This is a genomic window from Prolixibacter sp. NT017, from assembly GCF_009617875.1.
Classification (GTDB): Bacteria; Bacteroidota; Bacteroidia; order Bacteroidales; family Prolixibacteraceae; genus Prolixibacter.
In genome coordinates, this window is sequence record NZ_BLAV01000001.1 from 1,609,251 (window position 1) to 1,629,360 (window position 20,110).

Consider the following 20,110-nt stretch of genomic DNA (forward strand, 5'->3'; position numbering starts at 1 on the left):
AACAACTGAGGAGAGAGCGATGTTCGGACGCATCCGGTCGGCGCTAATTTTCAGGAGGCTTTTGGTGCTTTCGTTCCAGTTCGCCAAACCGGTCGTAAATGTGTCCGATGATTTCGTTGGCGCTGGTTTCGATAGGTTTGTTGGTGACGTTGATGACGGTAAAGCCGCCGCGGTCGAAAATCGTTTTGGCGTACTGTAATTCGTCGGAAACATTGCGTTTGTCGGTGTAGCTTGGATTGTCGCCATAGCCCAGCTGCGAAAGGCGTTTATGTCGTTGGGCGACCAGGTAAGTAAGGTTGATGGAAAGACCAAAAACGCGGCGCGGATCGACCTGAAACAGTTCTTCCGGAGGTTCAATACCTTTTACCAGCGGAACATTGGCTACTTTCCATCCGAACATCGACATGTAGACCGAAAGGGGCGTTTTTCCACTCCGCGAAACCCCGGTCAACACAATCTCGGCATCTTTCAATCGTCTCGGATTTAAACCGTCATCCTGGTTCATGGCGTATTCAATGGCTTCGATGCGATCGTAGTACTGTGCGTTGATGCGGCGATAAAGTCCGGGTACATTTACACTCTTCAAACCGATTTTATCTTCCAGGTAATTAGCCAGCGGTCCCATGAAGTCTATCTCCTTAACGCCTTCTTCACGGCAGGCTTTTAATAGTTCATGACGCAAAGCGGAATTAACCATGGTGTGGGTAATCAGTGCATTGGCTTTCTTTGCTCGCAAGACTGCCTCTTTTATTTTTTCATTGCTTTGGACATTGGGAATGATAATAACCTGAATTTTGTTGTCAGGATACTGAATGAGGAGCGATTGAACCATGGTGTGACCTGCAACGCCGCGACCTCCCGAAACCACGAAAAGTTTATGTGCCGGTTCTTTTCTGTTATTTTCCATAAGTTCGTGTGGTTAGTTAGGTGGTGAATTCAATTTGGAAACGCTTGCTTTTGCGAATGCGCCGAAATTGTTTCCCTACTTAAAATACGAATAATTCCATGATTTACAGTAGAAGGTGGTCACCGTAAATCATGGAATTAAAATCAGCGTTGAAAAAAGAAATGAAACCCGCCTGCGCGGAATAACCTATTGTTTCATCTCGGTATTATTTTCGCCTGAACCTTTCAGATAGGTATCGAGGAAGGTCAGGATTTTTCCGTAACCGTTAATTTCGTTTTCCTTTTTCCGGAAGCCGTGTCCTTCGTCGGGAAAGACGACATATTCTACGGGTACGTTGTTCTGCTTCATTGCATTCACAATTTCGTCCGATTCCACCTGCAGTACACGCGGATCGTTTTTCCCTTGTAGTACCATCACCGGATTTTTAATCTGGTCGGCGTGGAACAGCGGCGAAATGTTGTAAAGACGGACTGAATCGGCAGTAAAGGGATCGCCCATTTCTGCATACAACGCTTTTCGAAAAGACTCCCAGTAAGGCGGAATCGATTTTAGCGTGCGCAACCAGTTCGTAACGCCAAATAAGTCGACACCTACTTTAAATTCATTGGGATGGAAAGTCATGGCTGCCATGGTCATGTAGCCACCGTACGAACCGCCGATGATACCAATCTTTTCCGGGTCTATGTAATCGAGCGTTTGCAAATACTTCTTCCCGTAAATACAATCCATCAAATCTTTGTCACCGTGATCCTGATCATCCATTTTGTAAAAGGTTTTGCCATAGCCGCTACTGCCCCGGTTGTTCACTGCCAGGATAGCGTAATTATGGTTGACCAGGTACTGAATCAAAGCAAAGTAACCGGTTCTCGATTGGCCTCCGGGACCTCCGTGTACCCAGATCAGGGCTGGTACCTTGTTATCGGCAGATGCATTAATCGGCTTGTAGAAGATAGCCGGTATTTTCAAACTGTCGAATGAATTGAAGCGCACCACTTCAGCTGCAACCAAATCATCCGGATTGATATCCGGGTTCAGCGAGTTGGTCAGTTTTTTCAGTTCTTTCGTGCCGAAGTCATAAACGTAGATATTGGTCGGCGCTTTGGAGGTTCCGACCGAAAGGCGCATTTTATCTTCATTATCCGAAATGGATACTCCGAGAATGTTTCCATCCGGAATATCGGGGAAAGCAACCTCTTGTCCGGTGGCATTGTCCAAAACGATGATTTTATTACGGGCGTCTTCGTTCACACCAATGACCCGGTACTTTTCGTTCTCCGAATTGTAACTGAAGGCTACGTCCCAGTTGCTCTGATAAAGCGGTTCTCTACTTCCGTCCGCTATGTTGTATTTCACGAGGTACATGAATTCTGAATCGGCATCGGTCCGGTAGAAAAATGAGCTACCATCTTTACTAAAGCCGGAAGCCGTATAAATTCCGGGGAAATCGGGTTGTGATATCTCAGTACGCTGTCCGGTTTTCAAATCGACCAGGAAAAGTTTGGTTTCGCTGGTGGTGATGTTTTGTGCCAGTGCCAGGTATTTCTCATCCCACGAAATGCCGCTGATTTCAAGACCGTCGTTGTTTTGATAGAGCATTTCCGGCTTCCATTCTCCGATTTTCATCTTATACAGATCGAAGAAACGCGGGTCGCGCTTATTCGACAGGTAGTACATTTCTGTTTTGTCTTTGTTCCATCCGGCGAAACTGGCTTTTTCTTTTTCCCCCGGCGTCAGATCGACAACCGAGCTATCGGATGAAAGCAGATAAAGATGACTGATTTCGTTACCGCCTTTATCGGCTGAATAGATAATCTGATCGGTTCCGGGAACGTAATCAACCGGGAAAATGGACTCGACTTTGGAATCGGTAATCTGCTTTTTCGTTCCGTCATCGAGGTTGATTTCGTATAGGTTGTAAATACCTGATTCGTTACTGCATATCAGTAATTTCGATTCGTCGGAATTGAATTGTCCGCCAAAAATGTTTTTGTTCTTGTAAAACTGGTCAATTGAGTACTGCTTGACCGTGCGTTGAGGTTCTTCCGGTTTCTGTTTACAGGCAAACATAGTTACCGTCAGGAGCAGGATGAAAGCATGAAAGGCTGTCTTTTTCATAAGTTACATTTTAAAATTATAAGTGCATATATGGTCTCATTATGAGGCATCCGGAGTTTTATGTGGGATAGCTTTTTTCCGGGGAGCAGCGATAGTGCTGCAACAGTTAGAGAGTTTTCACCAGGTTAAAGTTAGTCTGAACGAAAAACCATAGCCATTTCTGTCTTGTGTTCAGTGCCTTATAAATTTACACTCTTTTCATGAAAATCAAAACAGGGAAGGAATAATGAACAAATTCCGGAAAGGAGGCTGTTAGCTAATCGGGATAACTAACATACAATAGTCCGTTGGTTTGGAAAACAGGGTGCTTTTGGAGGCCTTTGTATTCCATTACTAATCGTTGGGCTACGCGTTGACTTGCCTTGTTTTTGGGGTGCATATAAGCTCTTATTTCGGCTGCGTTTTTATTCTGAAAAAGGTATTGAAGCAGTCTTCGGGTTGCTTCGGTCGCATAGCCGTGGCCGGTCATTCCGGGAAACAAAGTGTAGTAACACTCATACACACCTTGAGTTTCCAATGGCGATGCTCCGACGGATCCAAGCATCTCGTCTTTGTCTTTTAAAGCAACGGTTAGGGCTAATACCGGTTCGTTGGATAAGTAACTGTTCAGGATGTAATCGAACAATCGGCGGGCACCCTTACGGGTTTTTTGCTCTTTCGTGAACATGAGGTACCGGGTACATGCCCGGTTGGTCATAAAATTGATAAAAGGCTCCTTGTCTTTTGGTTGCATTTCCCGCAAAAACAGTCGATCGGTATGTAATACCGGAACCGTCATGCTTGTGAAAGCTTGTTTAACATTGTTATTTGTATTGGGTACACAAGTATTTTATTTATTTCTTCCATAGCCGAATTGAACTCCGGCGAACTAATATATTTTTCCCAGGTTTTTTGATCTTGCCAGGTTTCCATCAAATAAAACTTTTCAGGTGCGTATGTATTTTGAAAGAGCTCGAAACGTGGACATTTATACTCATCCCGGGCAATTTCACAAAGTACTTCTAGCAAGCTGCGCAATCGTTCGACCAGGTTACTGTTCGTTTCAAAAATGACCAGGATGGATACCATTTCTTCTTTCATGAGATGCAGTTAGGCTTAGGTTATTTACAAGATAAGAATAGTTGGAAGATTTATCGGCATTGTGAAGTGTTAATCGGACCTGAGACAAGGGGAAGGTGTGAGGAAAAAGAAACTGCAGATTCATCCCGGAATCTGCAGTTTTGAATGAAGTATATGTAGCCACATTTAAACATGTGGGAGGAAATTCCCTTTCTCATCGATGAAAAGGGTTTTGTGTTGATCTCCTTTTGACAGTTTGACCACATAATGTTTCACATGCTCTCCTCCAACGGTTATCAGTTCCTTATCCTTGGAGATGTTCCAGTCTTTGTACTGGCTTTTCGCAATCGCGTCGTCAATTTTTATCGGTAGTTCAATATTTTTCAGAACTTCCCGCATTCTTACCAGATTTCCGTCTTTTCCGTAAACTGCGTCGATGCGGCCACCATGGTTGGTTTTAATGTAGACCTCGTATTGATCCGGTTTCTTGTCTTTCTTGACTAGCTTCGGATTGATGACATTCCATCCATATTTTTTAAATACATAAGGGAATGTATGCCACTGAACGGGCTGCCCATCTGCTACATCTTTTCTTACAGCTGTTTTCACAACCTGGGGTACCTGACTTTGGTCAATGACCAGTTTCTCCATCGGTACCTGTACTTTCATCTCTTGCTGTGCAAAGGCCTGCAGGGTAAAGGCCAGCACAATCATACCTGCTAACATTAACTTTTTCATGACCCTGAAATTTTGAGTTTAACATCTTTATCCTTTTAATCACTGATTGTAGTGGGCCTGTCTTTTTGAGACAGGTAGCCGGAGGTTTATTTCTTCGTCATCCGGAAGAGAAAAATACTTCCGGGAACTTTGTTTCGTTCGCCGTTTTGTAGATTCCAGACATGGTTATCTTCTTTTCGGCTTATCAAACAATGTTTCCTGAAATGGGTTGGCTTAGTGGTCTCATTTTTAGGATATTTTAGCTGGTGGGGATGTGGTTTAACACTTGTTCAGGGAAAAACGATAAAAAGCAACATTTTGCAACATTTGGTTGTGAAGATGGCGTTGCAAACTATTGATTCGTAGATGTTAGTAGAAATAGGAGTTACAGCGTTAACCTAACGGAGAGCCGGGGAGAGAAAGGAACTGATTCGGTATTAATCTGGAGAGTATTGGTGTCGTCTATGGGCACGGTTTCGAACGTGGAGTATTTGACGTTGTAATTGTCGAACAGGTTGAGGATAGAAAAGGCCACTTCACCGCTGATTTTTGCCGTTGAAAAGCGGTAAGTTGCTGCAACGTCGGTTCGCTGGTAGTCTGGTTCGGTATACGAATTGGGATCGGTCGGGTCGGTGTAAAGCGGGAATCCGCTACCATAAACATAGTTGGCTGACAAGTAAAACGGTTTGAGATTGATGATGCCGGCCAGTTTTAACTCATGTCGCTGGTCTTGCGGTGCTCGTTGGTAATCCGCTGTCAGAAATTTTTCTTCGGCTTTGCCTAATGAATAGGAAAGCCAAACGGAATGCCCATGAAAATCCTTTTTCAGGAACAAATCGAGACCATAACTTCGTCCTTTTCCATGCACATGGGTTTGAACCCCGGTTTCGGCATCGGTCCGGAATTGTGTTAAGCCGTCGATATCTTTGTAGTATCCTTCCAGACTGGCCAGGAAATTCTTGCCATGAAACGACCAGCCACTCACGTAATGCGTCGCTTTCAGGACCGGGACATCTGTGCCATCGGAGCCGAACCACAGATATTGGTAATTACCGACCGCGTCAATTACGGTGCTCTTGCTGATGAACTGGTTATAAATGCCCCATGCCGCATTGAATTTCACGGATTGACTAACCGGAATACTGGCTGAAACCCGCGGCTGTATAAACAACTTTTGCTGGTCAAATGGCAAATCGAACCGGAAACCCGCCTTTAGCTGAACATTTCCCGTAAGGGCAATATGGTCCTGTGCATAAAAGTTTAGGCGCTGCAAGTTCGTTTCCTGCGAAGAAAGATTGATTTCGGTTGTGTCGTTGACTAACTTCACCTGGTCGGCAAACAGACCGAAGCCCGTTTCCAACGTGTTTAGTTTATCGATGGCAAAACGGTTGGCATTCTTTAAAGAAAACTGCGAAACCTGGTTGTCGGTATTGGAATTGGTCCAGCTGGCGAGTCCTCTTCCCGGACCGAACCGGTTTTGGTAGTCGCTGCGAATTTTGTTATCCAGGTTGGAATATTCGATGGTCAAACTAGAGGTATTTCCTCTGTTCCAGGTTTTTCCGTAGTAAACGGAGCCGCCTAGCTGTCGATTGTCTTCCTGTGTCGATTTCGAAATATCGAATTGAGTATTGGTTCGGTTGAGCGTGTATTTGAACTGGTCTTCACCTCCCAGCAAACTGACGTAAAAAAGGTCGCCATTCTCGCCGCGCGTTGAAAAACGAATGTTGGCGTCATGAAACGTGTAGTCCGGACGTACATTGACGCTGAGAGAATTTTGTCCCTGCCCACCTCCAGGGCCCGGTCCCTGGCCGCCTGTTGTGGTAGTGGTGGTTCCGGTATATTTTACATCATCGGGATTGTAGAGATTGTAATAGGTCTGCCGAAAGGCCAATAAAATGAATGATTTTTTTGAAAGAGGAACTTCCAGCATGCCGTTGGCTGTAACATTATTCAGCGCCAGATTGAGCCCCGGCTTGTAAGTTGAACCGTTTTTCCCGGCAATGTTGACGATGCCACCGACCCGTTCACCATAACGTGCATCATAACCACCCTTCATCACCTGAATATCTTTTACTACCAGCGGGTTCACAGCGCTGATGTTGTCGTTGAAGTTTTTCAATCCCCACAACGTGAATCCATCGAAAAGTACCTGACTGTGCCCTTCGTAACTTCCCCAGATAATCAATCCGTTGGATTGTTCTCCGGCAGCCAGAACACCCGGTTGCAGACGAAGAAGATTGAAAACTGAGTTGTCATCATTTCCCGGAAGGAATTGCACAATCTGGTGATTCAAACGCATTACTCCGGGCGCATTGCCAATTTGCGTGGCTTTCTCGATGACTTTGTTTTCTACAACAATCTCTTTAAGGCCGATACTGGAAGGCGTGAGAACAAACCGGTAGTTATTTCCGGGGGCACAAACGGTGTCGAGTATGTAGTGGCCCAGATGAGAAACCCGCAAGTGAAAAATACTGTCGGTAGAAGAGAGGTAATGAAAACTGCCTTTCAAATCGGTCGCCAGGCCATGGTCGTTTATCAGGACGTTGGAGTAGGCGAGCGGCTCGTGTGTGATGGCTTCCAGCACTTGTCCCGAAAGGGAGAAAGTCTTCGGTGCTTCCGGCTTTTTTTCTTCCGGAAGGATAATAAAAACAGTCCCCCTCTTTCGCCAGGTTAGAGGAAGACCTTTTAGTAGTGCTGCAATAGTTTCTTCGGGTGTATTGTACGAGCCGGAAACGGATACATGATATTGTGATAAAGCGTTGTCGTTGAATGAAAAGTGGAGGTTGTATTTGTCACGTAATCCTATAAGAACCTGGTTCAATGCCATATTTTGTGCACTGATTTCGTATTTCTGAGCGGAGGCAGTAGTTCCAAAAGCAAGAAGAATGAAAATGACGACAACGATTTTTCGCTTCACGGTTTAGTGGCTTTGTTCGATCTGGTATACGTTTTTTGACTGTTTTACAAAGGTAAGCCCAAATGGCTCACAAACGTACTGCAGTACTTCAATAACCGGCATATTTCGTGTGAAATTTCCGCTATAGGTGTAATTCAGGTTATTTCTTACCTTGATTTGAACATTGTACTGCCGTTCAATCTCTTGGAATACCAGTTTAATGGGCGTCCCGGTAAAGATGAACATGTCGTGCATCCAGGCATTCGATTGTTTCACATCGTAGTGCTGCACAACTTTCAGGTTTCCGTCCTTTTCAAGGTATGCATGCTGGTCCGGTTGAAGGATAATATTCTCGTGGGTAACGATGGACTCTACGCGAACTTTTCCGGTGAAGCAGGTCACTTTGTAATCATCGCCGCGGGCATAAATGTTGAAACTGGTTCCCAAAACCGTCACTTCACCGTATTTCGAAACGACATCGAACCGGCTTCCTTTTTGTACTTTAAAGAAACCTTCACCGTCGAGTTTGACAGTGCGGGCGATTTTCCACCAGTAAGGATGGTAGGTGATGGATGAACCGGCATTCAGATTGACCGTTGAACTGTCGGGAAGAAGTGCCAGTAGATGTTGGCCTGCCGGAGCATTGACCGTTTGGCTATAGAACCGGAGAAATGCAGTGGTGGCCAGTAAGACGATGATTACAGCGGCAGCAGCCAGCCTGTAAGGATTCAGCCTTCTGACTTTCTTTTCCGGTTCCTTTCCGGCATTCATTTCCTTCGAAAACGCTTCCCACACATCCTCTTTCGAGCGCGAATACGGATACTCGATTTTGGGATACTGGTCCGGCGAATCTTCGTGGAACTGGTTGTCGTTATATGGTAAATTCTTCTTCATTTAATTCTCCATCGTCTTTTTCAGGAATGCCAGGGCATTCTTCATTCTTTTCTCAACTGCTTTGACACTTAAGCCGAGGCTAGCGGCTATTTCGTGGTATTTTAATTCATCCATCCGGCTCATTAGAAAAACGGTTCGTTGTTTTTCCGGCATTCGCCGAAGTGCGGTTTCATAACGTTTCTCCAGTTCTTTGTACTGGAGTTGAGCTTCCGGACTTTCTTCCTGGTTACGGGAATTATGATGTTGTTTGATGGAAAAATTGACTGCCAGTTTGTGCCGGCGGTACGAGCTGACAAACAAGTCGCTGGCCATTTTATACAACAGACCTTTGATATTGTCTGGCTTTACCAGGTATTTCTTCTCCCATAACCGCATGAACGTATCCTGTGCAATATCGGTGGCTAATTCCGGGTCGCCCGAACGATAGTACACATAATTGCGAATAGCATCAAAATGAGCGTCGAATAATTCTTTAAATTCTTCTTGCGTCAAAGGAACCTTATTTAGTATAAGCGAATTTACAAAACGCTTTTCAATTGTTGCTCTTTAAAGCCCCCGGCATTGCTGCCGGGAGCATGAAAAATGAACTCTGCTGTCCGCCTGAACTCCAAAATGGCGGTTTTTTTAGTACGATAAACTTGTTAGCTAAGCTTTTGTGACAGGCAGAATTCCCGGATGGTCATATCGGTAGTTCCATCGCTGGTGGTTACCGTTACAACATTGTCACAGGTGCCATCACCGTAATCAACTACCGCGAAAACTTCACCGTTTTGCGAGTAGGTAATTTCCCCCTCGGTGATGAAACGACATTCACCTGTTTTAACCAGCGGACTGGTAATGACGTAGCTGTACTCGTTTCCATCCGAATCAATCACCTGAACTGAACCTGTTATTTCAATCACATCATCCGTCGGATCGAGTTCGGTATCCAGACCGGCTACCCAGGTCCGGGTTTTGTCAGATATACGCTGAATCGTGGTTCCGTCAGGCATGGTGAAGGTCAGGTCGCTGGTGCAACTGAAGACTTGCTCAGTCGTCCCATCGCCAGTGTAAACACGGGTGATTGTTCCGTCAATACCGATGGAATCGACACTGAAATCTTCGAACGTAACGGTTCTGGTGGCGCCATCGGTAAACATTGGGGCCGAAATGGTAATGGTAATGATTCCGCTTAGTACGCGACCGTTTGCCAGGACTGTGCTATCGCCGTAATCGACAATGATTGTTTTTGGGAAAGCCGAATCTCCCATGGCGATATTTACTCCCGGGCAAATACCGTTGCGATACCGTTTGTGGAAATTATAATAGTATCCAAAGCCATAGCCCTCTGTCAGATCTGCACTTTTGAGCGTGCTGGAGTAGTCGTTTATTGCAGACTCAGCCGTTGAAATAAAATCAACTTCATAATTTACTTCTTCCGAAACGGCTTCTATGGTACTTTCATCGCTGATGATGGTGGAAACTGATTTGGTCAGTTGGGCATCAGTGATTTCCGGTGTGGATTCGAGGTCAGCCGATTTTTCGGTACAACCAAAAAATGCGATACCGGCCAGTGCGACAAGTGCGAATGCAAGATTTCTCATGTCATTGATGTTTTGGTTAATTATTGATTTTTAACCTTACACCGAATGAGGCATGAGTTACCCTACCTTGTTTCGAAAAAAATATTAAGGAATAATGAGAAGCGACTCCGTTTTGATGGATGATATTGCCTTAGACATTTACCCGGGCCGATTCAGGATGAAAGATAAGTCTGGCAAAAGCACCATGCGATTCGTTATTCCCAATTTGCAATTGCCCGTTGTGCGATTCCATGATTAACTCTGTTAAATGTAGTCCCAGTCCAAAATTGGCATCGTGACGTTGGTAAGCGGAAAACGGTTTGAATGGATGCTCAATGATTTTTTCCGGGAACCCGGCACCTTCATCATTAATGGTGACTTGTAGCACCTGATTCTTTTTACAGATGTCGATGGAGATGGTTCCGTTGGCCGGTGAATGCGAAATGGCATTTTCCAACAGGTTAATCAGCGCCTTGGTGATGTATTTTCTGTCGATGGTCAATACAGTCTCCAATTCTGGTTTATGGTGTAGAATTACCTTTAGGTTATGACATCTGATTTTATCAGACAATTCGGCCAAAGCCAGTTCAACGATTTCATCTAAATCTGTTTCTTCCCGGTTCAACGCCAGTTTGCCTCGTGACCGAAGATTTGAGACATCCAAAGCCATGAAAGAGAATCGTTCGAGCCGTTGTACCGATAAGTCCAGTATCTCTACCAGTTCCTTCGACTCACCAACCATTTGAATGCTCTTGAGCAATGACAGTGAGCCCAGAACGCCGTTGAGTGGCGTCCTGATTTCATGGCTGAGTAGCTGAATAAACTCCGATTTGGCTTTGTCCAACAGGTGCAGCTCTTCGTTGGCTTTCAGCAGTTGCTGATTGAGGCTTTCCAGCTCTTCGGTCCGGTTTTTCACTTCATCTTCCAGCCAGTGATTTACCTCTTTTAGCTTTTTGCGGCTTAGGCTTAATTCCACTTGTGTTTCAACGCGGGCAAGCAGTTCATCGAAGGCAAATGGCTTGCTGATATAATCGACTCCGCCACTTTGAAACCCTTTTTTTATACTCTCCATGTCGGTTTTTGCCGTTAGAAATATCACCGGCGTCTCAGCGTTGTTATCTGACTCTCTAATCTGCTGACAAACGGAAAAGCCATCCATGTCCGGCATCATCACATCCAGCAATATCAGGTCGAAAACTTCCAGCGAGCACCATTCCAGCGCTTCTTCTCCATTCATGGCGTATTCGGGTTGATAGCCCTGTTCCGTCAACAGCTTGGCTAAAATCTGGATGTTACGTGGATTGTCGTCGACGATTAATATTCTTGCGTGATGGTTATTCATAATTTTTCAGTTTTTAGCCTGGCAATAATTTCCGGAAAGGCGTGGAAGAGCGTTTCTTCTTTCTCTATATTGAACGTGTGAAATGCATGCTCCAACTCTTGCAAATAACTTTTTAATTCCGGGTCGTGCATTATTTCTGTTCTCGCAGTAATTTCTTCGATGAACTCCTTCATCATCTTTCGCGGCCTGATTCTCTGCATGCTATTCCATTTTTGCAGTAGTTCGTGTTCATTTTCCTCTGAAATGGCTGAAGCGGATTCATTGCCATGTTGTAAACGGAGGTTGTTTTTTTCGTTAACCGGTGGTAGGCAATTGGCAACTGTTTGAAGGAATTTCTTTCGTTCTATCGGTTTCCTAAGCAGCGCTTTGAACAGATTGGGGTATTGCTCTTTTTCTTCGGCTGTCAGCTCGGAAGCAGTGTAGGCGATAAGTGGAATATCTTGCCATTGCGGATTGTTTTTGATGCTTCGGGCTGTCTCGAAACCACTCATCCCGGGCATCCTTAAATCGATGATTATTAGTTGAGGCTCCATTTGTCTCATTATTTCCAGCGCGTGGGCTCCGTTCTCTGCTTCGGAAATTTTTACCCGGCTTCCGCCGAAAAATTCACGGGTAACTTTTCGGTTGGCGCGATTGTCATCAACGATCAGTATACTGGTGCCGACCTGAATTCGGTTATCGATATTTGATTTTTTCTGACCGACTATTTCATCTGCATCTTTTACAACGGTAATATCGGCTAAGGTGATAGAGAAGGTGCTTCCCTTATTTACTTTGCTTTCAAGCCTGATTTCGCCGCCCATTAGTTTAATCAGCCGGTGTGTGATGGCGAGTCCCAGGCCTGTTCCTCCGTATATTTTACTGTCCTGATTGTCGATTTGCTCAAAAGCCTCGAATATTTTTTTCTGTTCCTTGTCAGCAATTCCGATCCCTGTATCTTCCACACGAAGAAGAATGGTTGAAGAAGTATCGCCTAGATTCGTAGTTGAAACGTCAATCCGGATGTGTCCCTTGTCTGTAAATTTTAATGCATTACTGATTAAGTTGAGCATGATTTGACGAAGCCGGAGTTCGTCCAATTGAAGTACCCGGGGCGTGCTTTCTGAAATCTCAATCAACAACCTGACTCCCTTTTGCGAGGCTTTTAACCGGAATGTGTCGACAATTTCCTTCATCAAAAGACGAATATCAACCGGGCTTTCTTTTAGATCCAGTTTTCCAGCGTCAATCTTCGAGAAATCGAGAACGTCATTAATCAGATTCATCAATACTTTCCCGCTCGATTGCATGGAGGAAAGGTAATCCCGGTGTGTGGGATTCGTAACGCTTTGATTCAGAATTTCGGCGTATCCCAGGATGGCGTTCATCGGGGTTCGTATCTCGTGCGACATGTTGGCCAGAAAGGCACTTTTGATGCGCGTCGCTTCTTCTGCTTTTTCTTTGGCCTGAATTAGTTCTTTTTGAATTTGTTTTCGCTCCGTGAAATTGAGCAAGATACAATGTGAGCGTAGGTAATTTCCCTCTTTGTCATATTGAACACGTCCGGTGACCAAAGCGGTTATCAATTGCCCGTCTTTTCGTTCCAGCGCCAGTTCCAGATCATTGATGTAGCCTTCGTTGGCAAATTTTTCAAAAACAACGGGGAACAATTCTTTTGTTTCGTTACTGAATATCTTCCCAAACGGCTGCCCGATAATATTTTCCCGTGAATAACCGGTGAGTTTGCTCCATTCGTGGTTAATATCCAGGATACAGCCATTTTTGTCAAGTGATTGATAGGCAATGGGAGTGTATTCAAATAAATTTCTGAAGCGGTTTTCACTTTCTATGAGAGACTTTTCTGCCAAATACCTTTCCGTGATGTCATCAATGCTCAGCAGGTATTTTCTCTCTCCCGAAGTTTGTATGGTTGCCGATGAAATCAATACATGCCGGGTGATGTTTGCATTACCGTGTTTGATCTGCATGGTTCCCTCGACCTTGTATTCGCCTGTTCCGCTTTGAATGGTGCGATTGAGTGTTTGCCGAATGGCGCAATGCCTGCAATTGGGAGTCGTTCCGCAAGCATTGGGGTAGGCGTTGACGCAATGTAGGATATCGCCGACTAGTTTGCCAACAAGATCGGAGTCAGAACCAAAGTGACTGAGTTCAGCTCCGGGCTTGTTCATCTTTTCAATCCGGGCCTTCTCGTCCACCAGCATCATGATGATAGGCGTCTGATCGAAAATCGTGTCGAGGATGTTGCTTTTTTCCTCCAGCTCTTGCCTGGTTTGTCTTTCGGGAGTAATATCGCGGTAGCTGAAAACTCTGCCAATGGTGTGCTCTTTTTCTATAACAGGAAGGGAAGTGCGTTCAATTGTTCTTCCGTCTTTTAAATAGAGCGTGTCCGTCTTTTGGTTCTTGCTAAACCTTTCCGGCTTCTCCGAATATCCTTTTATTGTCAGGGAAGAGTTGATAAGTTGACTTTTTGTGAAATCAGATAATTCGGCCGCTGAAGCATCTTTTTTAACAAGAGGCTCCAGGTTCCACATCTTGATTAACTGACTATTGTAATGGATAATTTCTCCATCTGTATTCAGCAGCAAAACGCCTTCGTTGTTGGCCTCCAGTGATGTTTGCAATATTTTTTCCAGTCCCCGAGTTGAATCGCCAGGAGATGAAATTGAATGAACCGACTCTTCGGAAATAGTCTTTAAGTCAGATTCAATCATCTCTTTTAGAGTTGTCAGCGGACGAATGTCGTGGGACTCGATTACTCTTTCGATGGTCAGGTAGCCGAAAATTGATCCGTCATGCCTTTTGATTTGACAACATTCAGGAGATGCTTCAACGGATTTAGTACAGTGAGGAGTGGAGGTAACCGTTAAACGAACAGACGTGTTGATATACAGGGATGTCAGCCGGCAAAGCTTTTGCCATCCTTGTTGAACAATCGAAGAGAGGTGCGGTTTGTCAGAGCTCATGTTCTGTTGTCGCAAACAATTCTAATGGTTCATACTATTGTCGTCCAGGTTTTGGAAAATGATTTTTGGGTGGTCTAAGAGCTCGGTTTATGATAAATTAACGTCTTTTTTTTCAGAATATTTCCGTTCGTGTGAAAATGTAATGCAGACTAAATAAGCATAGTATAGCAAAATTTATTGATGTTTTTATAAATGAATATTTTAGTCGGTCAGAACCCGTTTTTGCATATAAGGATATGGGAAAATTTGTTTTCTGACTGATTTTAACGAAGTGATTTTTCAACAACAGCATGCACATTCACTCAGGCTGTTTTATCTTAGCATTTATTTTCAGAAAAGGCGAGATGATTGAAATTTGTGCTATTGCATCGGGAAGTAACGGAAACTGCTATTATGTAGGAAACGAGAAGGAGGCTGTGCTCATTGATTTGGGAATTTCGACCAAACAGGCGGTGCAGCGAATGGCCGAAAAAGGACTGGACTTACAGAAGATTAAAGCCGTTTTCGTTTCGCATGAACATGCCGACCATGTGCGCGGCGTCCGGGTGTTTTCCAAGCGATATAGCATCCCGGTTTATTTCACGGCACAAACATACCTGAAACTTTCCCGTCGAGTGCAACCCAACAGTCCACGGTTTTTCAAGCCGGGAGAATCGGTTATGATAGGTTCCATTACGGTTCATTCTTTTCTGAAAAATCACGACGCGGTCGAACCTTGCAGCTTTCGGATTGAACTAAATAATAAACATATTGGAGTGTTTACCGACATTGGTGAGCCCTGCGAAAATTTGCAGCAGCATTTCACGCAATGCCAGGCGGTTTTTCTGGAAACCAACTACGACGAGCCGATGCTGTTGAATGGCCCGTATCCGTATTATTTAAAGCAGCGGGTGGGTTCGAAAAATGGTCACTTATCGAACGTACAGGCACTTAATTTGGTGCAGGAGCAGGCAGGAGAGGAGCTGGGGCTCATTTTTCTTTCTCATATCTCGGCCGAGAACAATACACCGGAGTTGGCAATGGAGTCATTTGGTTTGATATCAGATAAATATGATGTTCGGTTGACATCGCGTCATGCACCGACTGATGTGGTGAGAATCGATTAGTTGAGATTCATTCTTCACTGCATTATGTATATATTTGTTACGCTTTACAATGAACTATACGAATCTTCCGGCATAGCCGGAAGCATTCAGGATAAATAACAATATTTGGGATAAAATCATGGCTGAATTTAAGTACCAAAAACCTTTTCCTGTAAAGGAAGATAAGACGCAATACCGTCTTCTGACAAAAGATTATGTTTCGACCGTAGAGTTCGCCGGCCGGAAAATTCTGAAAGTGGACCCGAAAGGATTGGAATTGCTCGCACAGGAAGCAATTGCTGATGTTTCGTTTTACCTTCGCCCGGCGCACCTCGAGAAGGTGGCTAAAATTCTGGATGATCCGGAAGCGACGGATAACGACCGTTTTGTTGCCTATACGCTGCTGAAAAACTCAGAAGTTTCGGCTAGTGGTGATTTACCGACTTGCCAGGACACCGGAACCGCGATTGTGATGGCCAAAAAAGGCGAGGATGTCTACACTGGCGTGGATGATGCTGAATTCCTGTCGAAGGGAATTTTCAATACCTACGGCGACCGCAACCTTCGCTACTCGCAGGTGGTGCCTTATACCATGTTCGAAGAGAAAAATACCGGAACCAACTTGCCGGCCCAGATTGACGTGTACTCAAAGCCCGGCAATTCATACGAATTCCTTTTCCTGACAAAGGGAGGTGGTTCAGCGAATAAAACCTATTTGTATCAGCAAACAAAGTCGCTACTGAACGAGGAATCTTTGACGAAGTTCGTCAAAGAGAAAATCAGAGAATTGGGAACAGCAGCTTGCCCTCCGTATCACCTGGCGATTGTGATTGGCGGAACTTCTGCGGAAGGAAACCTGAAAACCGTGAAACTGGCTTCGGCTGGTGATTTGGATAATCTGCCTACCGAAGGAAACGATGGTGGACAGGCATTCCGTGATTTGGAGTGGGAAGCCAAAGTGCAGAAAATGGCAGAAGAGTTTGGCATTGGTGCTCAGTTCGGCGGTAAGTACTTCACGCACGATGTTCGGGTGATTCGTCTGCCGCGTCATGCTGCGTCTTGTCCGGTTGGTGTGGGTGTCAGCTGTAGTGCCGACCGTAACATCAAGGCAAAAATTACGGAGGAAGGTATTTTTGTAGAGCAACTGGAAAAGAATCCGGCTCGTTTCCTTCCGGCGAAAGCCCCGGAACTGGCGCCTCCGGTTGAAATAGACTTGGATCAGCCAATGGCCGATGTGCTGAAGGAACTGACGAAATATCCGGTGAAAACCCGTTTGAATCTGAAAGGAACACTGATTGTGGCCCGCGATATCGCTCATGCGAAAATCAAAGAGATGGTCGACAAAGGGGAGCCGATGCCGGAATATTTCAAGAATCATCCGGTTTATTACGCCGGACCGGCAAAAACTCCGGAAGGAATGCCGTCAGGTAGTTTTGGTCCGACAACGGCTAACCGGATGGACCCGTATGTGGACCTGTTCCAAAGCATGGGAGGATCGATGGTTATGCTGGCTAAAGGAAACCGTTCGAAAGTTGTAACCGATGCCTGTAAAAAGCACGGTGGCTTCTATCTGGGATCGATTGGTGGACCAGCCGCTATTCTGGCGAAGGATAACATCAAATCGGTTGAAGTGGTTGATTTTCCCGAACTGGGAATGGAAGCGGTTCGTAAGATTCGAGTCGAAAACTTCCCGGCTTTCATCATCGTTGACGATAAAGGAAACGATTTCTTCGAGATGTTGTAAATCGAATTTGCACAATATCACAGAAAGCTGCATCGTTGGGTGCAGCTTTTTTTATGTGTTTCTTAAGAAAAATAGTGTTGTCGGGTTGGTAACATATTGTTACTTTGCAGTCAACTCACGTTTGTTGCTTTTTCGCTGAACGCACGTAAACATTCAGGCAACATTACGGTTATTCTCTAAGTTGTTTGCTGACCATTCCTAACTGGCGGAGTTTTGAAAATATTTTAAAAACGATTTTTTATTATGGAGCAAAATAAACGCAGTAACCGAAACATACTGCTGGTGCTTTTTGTGGGTGTTCTGATGGGAGCCCTTGACATTTCGATTGTAGGGCCGGCCATACCGTCCATCTCAAAGGATATTGCTGTCAGTCAGCGATTACTGGGATGGATTTTTTCCATCTATGTGTTGTTCAATCTCGTTGGAATTTCTCTGTTTGCCAAGCTTTCCGACCGTTTTGGACGAAGAAGCATATACATGCTTTCCGTCTTTTTGTTTGCCATCGGTTCACTCATTGTTGCACTTTCGCATACCTTCGATATGCTGATACTCGGACGCGCTGTGCAGGGATTTGGCTCGAGCGGTATTTTCCCGGTTGCATCCGCAGTAGTTGGTGATGTGTTTCCGCCTGAGAAACGAGGGAGGATCCTCGGTCTTATCGGTGCGGTTTTCGGCTTGGCATTCATTATCGGGCCGGTGATTGCCGGAACAATGCTGTCGTTCTTCTCCTGGAACTACCTTTTCCTGATCAATCTGCCAATTGCAGCCCTTATCATCTGGGGAAGTTTCCGCATTTTGCCCAACAAAAGAATTGAAAGCTCGACGGTGCTCGACTGGAAAGGAATTGTTTTGCTTGGACTTTTACTTGGCGCCTTTGCGCTGGGAATTAACCGTACCAGCACTTCCGGATTCTTCAGTAGTTTGGCTTCGATGCGGGTTCTGCCCTTTTTAGTGGCATCAGTGGCTTTACTTTTTGTGTTCGTTCGTGTTGAGAAGGATGCACAAAATCCGGTGGTTCGCGTGAATATGTTTCAAAGCCGGCAAATACGGTTGGTGGCACTCATCGCTTTCGGAACAGGAGTTTTGCAGGCATCATTTGTATTTGTTCCCGATTTCGTGGTCGATGTATTCGGAGTCACTTCGGCGAAAGCCAGCTTTATGCTATTACCGGCTGTTCTGGCCATTGCAGTTGGCTCGCCTTTGTTTGGCCGCATGCTCGATGCGGTTGGCTCACGTTTGGTTATACTGATTGGTTTGGTAATTGCTATTGTGGGTTACTACCTGATGCATGAAGTGGAAGGAAGTCGCAGCTTTTTCTATCTGGCTGGAGCCTTAATCGGACTGGGACTTTCCGTTCCGTCTGGCAGTTCGTTGCGTTACATCATGCTGAATGAAGTTTCGGCAGCGGAACGAGCAACAACGCAAGGATTGGTAACCATTTTTATCAGTATTGGACAGATGCTGGGAGGTGCCATCATTGGCGCAATAACTGCATCAGAAGAAGGTATCAAAGGTTATCAGAATTTGTTTTTCTACCTGGCGGTGATGATACTGGTGATGACCTTATTTTCCATTCGTTTAAAAAGCCGGAAAGTAGAACTGGCAACCAGCGTTCGGGAATAAGAAGAAGATTATTCAGCCGAGAGGCTTAAAAAATAAATAGCCCAACATCCGATGAGGAAGTTGGGCTAAACTTTTATGATATGTTGGAAATCTAGGTGGTTTTCTATTTTATTCTGAAACAGTTTCCTGTTCTATCTGCTCACTCTCCAGTTTCTTTTTCAAGCCGAGACTGACACGATTTCTCTTCCGGTTACCGAATTGATACTCTTTTTTCCGTGCACCGGTATTCTTTTCCGGATCATGTTTCTCATCACGACATTCGTCTGAACAGCAACCATCGTATTGAGCAGCACATTCAGGGCACTGAATGAAGAGCAAGTGGCAGGCGTTATTGGCGCAGTTCGTGTGTGTATCGCACGGTTTTCCACATTGGTGGCAATGTGAAATAATCTGGCCGTCGACACTTTCGCCCAGCCTTTCGTCAAACACAAAGTTCTTTCCGACAAAACGCGACTGCAGATTCTCTGTTTTGATTTGCCGTGCATATTCCAGAATTCCACCGTGCAACTGATTCACATCGCTGAATCCGAAATGACGCAGATAAGCGCTTGCTTTTTCACAGCGAATACCTCCGGTACAGTACAACAAAATCTTCTCGTCTTTCTTATCCTGTAATTGTTCAACCACCATCTCAATTTCCTCACGGAACGTGTCGGCTTCCGGGCAAATGGCGCCTTCGAAATGACCAATCTCGCTTTCGTAGAAGTTGCGCATATCCACGATGATGGTATCGTCTTTACCAGCTAATTCGTGGAATTCCATCGCACTCAAATGGTTACCTACATTGGTTACATCAAATGTGCGTTCGTCAAGACCGTCGGCTACAATCTTCGGGCGCACCTTGATGGTGAGCTTGTAAAAGGATTTGCCGTCGTCTTCGATGGCATATTTAATCGGGATGTCTTTCAGTAAGTCGAATTTGGCCAGCGTTTCCAGGAAGGCTTCCATGTTGTGTTCCGGAACGCTCATTTGTGTATTGATGCCTTCGCGCGCGACGTAAATACGACCGAAACATTCCAGGGGGAACCATTCACGATACAGTTGATCACGGATTTCACCCGGGTTGTCGATGTAATGATAACGGTAAAACGAAATGGTTTTCCGGTTAAACGTTTCCGCCATCAATTGCTTCTTCAGCTCTTCTTTGTTAATTCGATTGTAGAGAAACATCTTATTAAAATGTGGTCTAAATTAATATAGTGC

The 20,110-nt window shown here is 45.0% G+C and carries 15 protein-coding genes; 3 read left to right on the forward strand and 12 right to left on the reverse strand.

The genetic code is table 11. The features are described 5' to 3' along the window. Positions 1–43: 43 nt before the first annotated feature. The 11 genes from GJU87_RS06625 to GJU87_RS06680 form a co-directional block, all read right to left on the reverse strand. Positions 44–907 carry a pyruvate, water dikinase regulatory protein gene (locus GJU87_RS06625; protein WP_153638809.1) on the reverse strand — a complete coding sequence of 288 codons (864 nt, stop codon included), beginning with the start codon at positions 905–907 and terminating at the stop codon, positions 44–46. Between the two features lie 186 nt (positions 908–1,093). Further along, positions 1,094–3,022 (reverse strand): prolyl oligopeptidase family serine peptidase, encoded by a 1,929-nt coding sequence (locus GJU87_RS06630; RefSeq protein ID WP_153638810.1) that lies wholly within the window; start codon positions 3,020–3,022, stop codon positions 1,094–1,096. A 256-nt stretch (positions 3,023–3,278) separates the two neighbouring features. After that, positions 3,279–3,800 carry a GNAT family N-acetyltransferase gene (locus GJU87_RS06635; RefSeq protein ID WP_153638811.1) on the reverse strand — a complete coding sequence of 174 codons (522 nt, stop codon included), beginning with the start codon at positions 3,798–3,800 and terminating at the stop codon, positions 3,279–3,281. After that, positions 3,797–4,102 (reverse strand): putative quinol monooxygenase, encoded by a 306-nt coding sequence (locus tag GJU87_RS06640; protein ID WP_153638812.1) that lies wholly within the window; start codon positions 4,100–4,102, stop codon positions 3,797–3,799. Before GJU87_RS06640 ends, GJU87_RS06635 begins: the two co-directional genes overlap by 4 nt. A 165-nt stretch (positions 4,103–4,267) precedes the next feature. Next, a complete protein-coding gene (locus tag GJU87_RS06645) occupies positions 4,268–4,819 on the reverse strand; it encodes a hypothetical protein (RefSeq protein ID WP_153638813.1) in 552 nt (183 codons plus the stop codon). 364 nt (positions 4,820–5,183) lie between these two features. Continuing rightward, positions 5,184–7,715: a TonB-dependent receptor gene (locus tag GJU87_RS06650; RefSeq protein ID WP_153638814.1), complete on the reverse strand. Its 2,532-nt coding sequence runs from the start codon at positions 7,713–7,715 to the stop codon at positions 5,184–5,186. 3 nt (positions 7,716–7,718) lie between these two features. Beyond that, complete coding sequence (locus tag GJU87_RS06655; RefSeq protein WP_153638815.1) at positions 7,719–8,588, reverse strand: FecR family protein; 870 nt, start codon at positions 8,586–8,588, stop codon at positions 7,719–7,721. Continuing rightward, on the reverse strand, positions 8,589–9,080 hold the full coding sequence (locus GJU87_RS06660; protein WP_153638816.1) for an RNA polymerase sigma factor: 492 nt from the start codon (positions 9,078–9,080) through the stop codon (positions 8,589–8,591). It abuts the gene before it with no gap. A gap of 149 nt (positions 9,081–9,229) precedes the next feature. Further along, the gene (locus tag GJU87_RS21330; protein ID WP_194831464.1) at positions 9,230–10,171 is read right to left on the reverse strand and encodes a KH domain-containing protein; all 942 of its coding nucleotides are present in this window, start codon (positions 10,169–10,171) and stop codon (positions 9,230–9,232) included. Positions 10,172–10,301: 130 nt separating this feature from the next. Further along, positions 10,302–11,492, reverse strand: coding sequence for a hybrid sensor histidine kinase/response regulator (locus tag GJU87_RS06675; protein ID WP_153638819.1), 1,191 nt, complete (start codon positions 11,490–11,492; stop codon positions 10,302–10,304). Then, the gene (locus GJU87_RS06680) at positions 11,489–14,455 is read right to left on the reverse strand and encodes an ATP-binding protein (RefSeq protein ID WP_153638820.1); all 2,967 of its coding nucleotides are present in this window, start codon (positions 14,453–14,455) and stop codon (positions 11,489–11,491) included. The genes GJU87_RS06675 and GJU87_RS06680 overlap by 4 nt, the downstream gene beginning before the upstream one ends. A gap of 344 nt (positions 14,456–14,799) precedes the next feature. Between GJU87_RS06680 and GJU87_RS06685 the strand changes: the two genes are divergently transcribed. From GJU87_RS06685 to GJU87_RS06695, 3 genes are all read left to right on the forward strand, one after another. Continuing rightward, positions 14,800–15,561, forward strand: a complete 762-nt coding sequence (locus GJU87_RS06685; RefSeq protein WP_153638821.1) for an MBL fold metallo-hydrolase — start codon at positions 14,800–14,802, stop codon at positions 15,559–15,561. 118 nt (positions 15,562–15,679) lie between these two features. Next, positions 15,680–17,284 (forward strand): fumarate hydratase, encoded by a 1,605-nt coding sequence (locus GJU87_RS06690; RefSeq protein ID WP_153638822.1) that lies wholly within the window; start codon positions 15,680–15,682, stop codon positions 17,282–17,284. A gap of 243 nt (positions 17,285–17,527) precedes the next feature. Beyond that, positions 17,528–18,907 carry an MFS transporter gene (locus GJU87_RS06695; RefSeq protein WP_153638823.1) on the forward strand — a complete coding sequence of 460 codons (1,380 nt, stop codon included), beginning with the start codon at positions 17,528–17,530 and terminating at the stop codon, positions 18,905–18,907. A 108-nt stretch (positions 18,908–19,015) separates the two neighbouring features. Here the strand turns inward: GJU87_RS06695 and GJU87_RS06700 are convergent, their stop codons facing one another. After that, entirely contained in the window at positions 19,016–20,077 is a 1,062-nt protein-coding gene (locus tag GJU87_RS06700; protein WP_153638824.1) for a rhodanese-related sulfurtransferase, read from the reverse strand. Positions 20,078–20,110 lie beyond the last annotated feature (33 nt).

Bases quoted from the DNA above. Each gene is read 5' to 3' on its own strand.
- GJU87_RS06630 (WP_153638810.1), bottom strand. From the start codon at position 3,022: ATGAAAAAGACAGCCTTTCATGCTTTCATCCTGCTCCTGACGGTAACT.
- GJU87_RS06640 (WP_153638812.1), bottom strand. From the start codon at position 4,102: ATGAAAGAAGAAATGGTATCCATCCTGGTCATTTTTGAAACGAACAGT.
- GJU87_RS06625 (WP_153638809.1), bottom strand. From the start codon at position 907: ATGGAAAATAACAGAAAAGAACCGGCACATAAACTTTTCGTGGTTTCG.
- GJU87_RS06635 (WP_153638811.1), bottom strand. From the start codon at position 3,800: ATGACGGTTCCGGTATTACATACCGATCGACTGTTTTTGCGGGAAATG.
- GJU87_RS06680 (WP_153638820.1), bottom strand. From the start codon at position 14,455: ATGAGCTCTGACAAACCGCACCTCTCTTCGATTGTTCAACAAGGATGG.
- GJU87_RS06645 (WP_153638813.1), bottom strand. From the start codon at position 4,819: ATGAAAAAGTTAATGTTAGCAGGTATGATTGTGCTGGCCTTTACCCTG.
- GJU87_RS06695 (WP_153638823.1), top strand. From the start codon at position 17,528: ATGGAGCAAAATAAACGCAGTAACCGAAACATACTGCTGGTGCTTTTT.
- GJU87_RS06685 (WP_153638821.1), top strand. From the start codon at position 14,800: ATGATTGAAATTTGTGCTATTGCATCGGGAAGTAACGGAAACTGCTAT.
- GJU87_RS06655 (WP_153638815.1), bottom strand. From the start codon at position 8,588: ATGAAGAAGAATTTACCATATAACGACAACCAGTTCCACGAAGATTCG.
- GJU87_RS21330 (WP_194831464.1), bottom strand. From the start codon at position 10,171: ATGAGAAATCTTGCATTCGCACTTGTCGCACTGGCCGGTATCGCATTT.
- GJU87_RS06675 (WP_153638819.1), bottom strand. From the start codon at position 11,492: ATGAATAACCATCACGCAAGAATATTAATCGTCGACGACAATCCACGT.
- GJU87_RS06690 (WP_153638822.1), top strand. From the start codon at position 15,680: ATGGCTGAATTTAAGTACCAAAAACCTTTTCCTGTAAAGGAAGATAAG.
- GJU87_RS06700 (WP_153638824.1), bottom strand. From the start codon at position 20,077: ATGTTTCTCTACAATCGAATTAACAAAGAAGAGCTGAAGAAGCAATTG.